At 65.5% G+C, this 4,609-nt stretch carries 3 protein-coding genes; 2 read left to right on the top strand and 1 reads right to left on the bottom strand.

The features are described 5' to 3' along the window. Nucleotides 1-254 precede the first annotated feature (254 nt). Nucleotides 255-1,376, bottom strand: a complete 1,122-nt coding sequence (rho, locus tag V5A20_RS13240; RefSeq protein ID WP_332327548.1) for a transcription termination factor Rho — start codon at nt 1,374-1,376, stop codon at nt 255-257. A 646-nt stretch (nt 1,377-2,022) separates the two neighbouring features. Between rho and V5A20_RS13235 the strand changes: the two genes are divergently transcribed. Beyond that, nucleotides 2,023-2,799 (top strand): alpha/beta fold hydrolase, encoded by a 777-nt coding sequence (locus tag V5A20_RS13235; RefSeq protein ID WP_332316991.1) that lies wholly within the window; start codon nt 2,023-2,025, stop codon nt 2,797-2,799. A 107-nt stretch (nt 2,800-2,906) separates the two neighbouring features. Next, complete coding sequence (locus tag V5A20_RS13230; RefSeq protein WP_332316992.1) at nt 2,907-4,535, top strand: UDP-N-acetylmuramoyl-tripeptide--D-alanyl-D-alanine ligase; 1,629 nt, start codon at nt 2,907-2,909, stop codon at nt 4,533-4,535. Nucleotides 4,536-4,609: the final 74 nt, after the last annotated feature.

Here is a 4,609-nt window from a genome sequence, read left to right as displayed (position 1 = left end):
TGCGTCAGCAGCTTCTCGCGCGGCTGATCGGACTCGTCCCACTCGTGGATGGGCACATGGTACAGCAAGGCAGGCTCTTCTGAGCCGTCAGGGGAGGACGCCCTGTCGGCCGACGAGCCAGAGGAGGAGTCGGGGCAAGACATGGGAAGCAGGGTCGGGGAGCGAGGCTGTGTACTCCCCAGACACATTCTCCCGGCGGCTCATAACGCACGTCCACGGCGTCGGCGCCCCCGAGCCCGCCAGCGCACGCCGGACTACTCCGGCACAAGCTCGTTCAGCAGATGTGCGTTCGACGGGCTGTTGCGGAGATGCCGGATCAGTGCCTGCATCGCCTCGATTGGGGCGCGCGAATTGAGCGCCCGAAACAGCTGATTGTGCTTCTTGCGGCGCACCTCGCCGAGAAGGCGCTCCTCGTTCCGGGTGCCACTCTCGCGGAGGTTGACGGCGGGGAAGATGCGCTTGTCGGCCATCTCGCGGTCAAGCACAATCTCGGAGTTGCCTGTGCCCTTAAATTCTTCGAAGATGACCTCGTCCATCCGACTTCCCGTGTCGACCAGCGCGGTGGCGATGATCGTGAGCGAGCCGCCGCCCTCGATGTTGCGCGCCGACCCGAAGATCTGGCGCGGCACCTTGAGCGCCTCCGCGTCCAGGCCGCCGGACAGGGTACGCCCGCTGCCGTCGACCCACAGGTTGAAGGTGCGCCCAAGACGCGTGAGCGAGTCGAGCAACACAACGACGTCCTTTCCGGTCTCGACGAGCCGCTTCGCGTGCTCCATTGCCAGGGTCGACACGCGGACGTGGTTGTCTTCGCCGCGATCGTTGGAGGAGGCAAACACCTGTGCCTCCGTCGTGCGGCGGAAGTCGGTCACCTCTTCGGGCCGTTCGTCCACGAGTAGCGCGACGAGTTCGACCTCCGAATGGTTTTTCGTAACGCCCGCCGCGATGTCCTTCAGCAGAACCGTCTTGCCAGCCCGAGGGGGCGATACGATCAGGGCCCGCTGCCCCTTCCCCAGGGGCGCAACCAGATCGAGGACCCGCATCGACTCGTCGTCGGCCCCCGTAATCAGGTCCAGCTTCTCGTCCGGGTATACGCTCGCGCCCTGGTCGAAGTCCTTGAGCTGGGCCCACTCTTCGGGAGGAAGCCCCATCACGCTGTCGATCCATCCGACCTGCATTCCGCCCTTTCGGCCCGGCTTCAGGTCGCCCTCGATGACGACGCCGTCGCGTAGATTAAACTTGCCGATGAGCGGCGGCGGCATGAAGGGGTCGTCCTCGTCCTTCGGCAGGTCCGGCCGCAGCTCGCGCATGAAGCCGTACTTCTTTTCGCCGATGAGTTCGAGGAGTCTCCGAAATGATTCGTTGTCGTTTTCTGACATGGTCGATTTTTCGGTGAGTGATGAAGCCGACAAGCCCCGCTCCAGCGGAACGTGCCTGCCGATACGCAATGCGAGGGCGACGATCCGTCGCCCAAAATGCCAGCCCCCCACGGGCTCAACGGCTCCTTTCCCGCCGGGACACATGAGGCGCGAAGCCAACCCTGGGTCGTCTCTCGCACCCCGAGTTCCAATTCGGGCCGCAGGCACGCTTCGCAGAGGAAAACTGCGGGAGAACCCTCAGAGAAAGGATGCTCAAAGCTGCACTTCAGCCGGTGGGACCAACATCGAAGCAAATGTTCCCCGTCTGTTGTGGTCTCCCCACAGGCACGCACAACCGATCATGCACCTGCAGGCTACAGAATTGGGAGCGACCACTCTTCTGCTCCTGGGTGCATCCTCTCGGACTGACGTGACTCACAAAAGGCCAGAGACCGTCGGCCTTTTCAGCTCGACGTGAGGGCACAGCGCATCTCTACGCTGGCGACAACCGTTCCCGATCTCGATCCACGGAGAACCGAACGCGGGAGAAGAACCTGGCAGAAGGCCAGAAGACAAAGTGGCATTCAAAATCCGGAACGCCCCCATATACAGATGGTTTCCCGCACGGACGTGTCGCTGTTCTCTTCACCCGACGTTCGGGGTTTTTGTGACGGATTCGGATTTGAACGTCGAGGTTCGGGGCCCTTCGGAGAGCCCCCCCGTTCTTCTACTGCACGGGTGGGGCCGAAGCCTGCACGACCTGCGCCCCCTTGCCCAGGCCCTCACCGACGCCTATTGGACGCACGCTGTCGACCTGCCCGGGCACGGCGCCTCTCCTCCGCCCCCGGAGCCCTGGGGGGTCCCCGAGCACGCGCAGCTCGTTCACGATTACATCCGGAGAGAGATTCAGTCGCGCGTAACCGTGGTGGGGCACTCGAATGGGGGACGCATTGCCCTGTACATGGCCGGTACGGCGAAACACGCCTCCGCCGTCAACCGGCTCGCACTCGTCAGCCCATCTGGGGTGGAGCCGGAGCGGTCCTGGGCCTACCGCACACGGTCGGGACTGGCCACGGCCCTGAAGGCCCCCGTGCAGGCCCTTCCAGCTCCCCTGCAGGCCCCCGCCGAGGACTGGCTTCGCCATTCGCTGGTCTGGCAATGGCTGGGCTCCGACGACTACAACGCCCAGGACGGAGTGATGCGCGAGACGTTCGTCAAAACCGTCAACGACCACCTCGACGAGGAGCTGGAGCGCGTTCGGGTCCCGACGCTTCTGTTCTGGGGGACCGAGGACGACGCGGTGTCGCGACGCCAGATGGACGTGATGAAGACGAAGATCGATGACTGCGGACTCGTGGAGCTGGAGGGGGCCGGCCACTTTGGCCACCTCGACCAGCCGGACACGGTCCGGGCTGGGCTCCGTCATTTCCTGGAAAACTCGTAGGTTCGGGGCCCGCGGGGTGTTGCGCGGAGGCGGTACACCCCCAATGTTATCAAGGTTACTTTTTCCCGGAATGGCCCACGAGTGCCTCACGACTGATCTCTGGCAGCATGACGATTGTCCTCGTCCTTCTCGGCGTCGTCGCCACCTCGTTCGCGGGGTGGCGAGCCGGGCGTCGGGTTCGATTTTTCCTCCACATCTTCCAGCTGGAAACCTACAAGCTGGACCGGTACGGCCGCTGGCTGGCCGACCACGCGTCCCTGGTCGTCCGCCCCTCGCACGGCGTGGGCCTTGCCGTCCTCGGGGTGGGGAGCCTCGCCACCGCCGCCGTCGATCCGGCGGGGGTCGCTCTCGGGGCCCTTCTGGTGTGGACAGGCGCGTTCATCTCGTCGCGGCGCTACCGGAGCGACCAGGAAAAAAAGCCCTTCGCGCTCACGGCCCGCATGACCCGGCTCGCCATTCCCACCGGAATCCTGGCCCTTCTTCCTGTGGCCGGCGGCGGCTTGTACGGATGGACGCTCGGCCGTCCAACGGGTGTGCTGTGGTACCTCGGCGGGTTCCTCGTGGCCGACCTCGGGGCGCCCCTCTGGACGGGCCTGGCCGCTGCCCTCATGCACCCTGTCGAGACCGCCATCCAGCGCGGCTTTAAGCGCCGGGCCCGGCGGCGGCTTCAGGCGCACTCCGACCTTTCCGTAATCGGCATTACGGGCTCGTATGGCAAGACGAGCACGAAATTTATCGTCGCCGAACTGCTCCGGCAGAAGTACAATGTGTACGCCACTCCGAGCTCCTACAACACCCCGATGGGGCTCTGCCTCGCCGTCAACGAGCACCTGACGCCCGAGCACCAAGTGCTGGTGTTGGAGTATGGCATCCGCTACCCCGGCGACATGGACGAGCTCTGCGACATCGCCGAGCCGGACGCGTCGGTCGTCACGACCGTGGGGGTGGCCCACCTCGAAACGATGGGCACGCAGGACCGCATCGCGGCGGAGAAGGGCGTGCTCGTCGAGCGGACAGCGTCGGACGGGCCCACCGTCCTCAACGTGGACGACGAGCGCGTGGCCGCCATGGCCGACCGGGCCCCCGGCCCCGTGTGGCGCGTGTCGACCGAAGGCCACCCGGATGCCGACCTCACCGCCACCCACATCCGGCACGACACCAGCGGCACGGCCTTCGACGTGACGGACGACACGGGCACCACGGTGTCATTCGAGACGCAACTTCTGGGTCGCCACAACGTGCTCAACGTGCTTCTGTCCGTCACCATCGGCCGTTCGATGGGCTTGCGACTGCGACAGATGGCCCATGCGGCGCGGCGCGTCGAACCGATCGAGCACCGCCTTCAACTCCGCGAGCGGGGCGACGTCACGGTCATCGACGACGCCTTCAACTCAAACCCCGTCGGGGCCCGGAACGCCGTCGAGATTCTGAGCGAGATGGGCGACGGGCAGCGCGTCATCGTGACGCCGGGCATGGTGGAGCTCGGCGACCGGCAATGGTCGGAAAATAAGAAATTCGGGGCCTTCCTTGCCGAGCAGGGCCTCGACCTCATGGTCTTGGTCGGACCGGAACAGACGGCCCCCATCCAGGAGGGCCTCTCGGGGGCCGACGTCCCCGAGGAGCGTGTGGAGGTGGTTGCGTCTCTCACGGAGGCCCGCGAGATGCTCGAGCGCAGGCTCGGCCCGGGCGACGTGGTGCTCTACGAAAATGACCTGCCCGATCAGTACGGCGTGTGACCGACGCAAGCTACGACGCCTGCTTAAAGAACCGGAAGCGCCGTTCGTCGACCACGTAGCGGCCGGGGTCCGGC

The organism is Salinibacter sp. (genome assembly GCF_036626415.1).
Classification (GTDB): Bacteria; Bacteroidota; Rhodothermia; order Rhodothermales; family Salinibacteraceae; genus Salinibacter.
The sequence above is the reverse complement of the archived record's forward strand: the minus strand, read 5'-3'. Positions and strand labels throughout refer to the sequence as shown.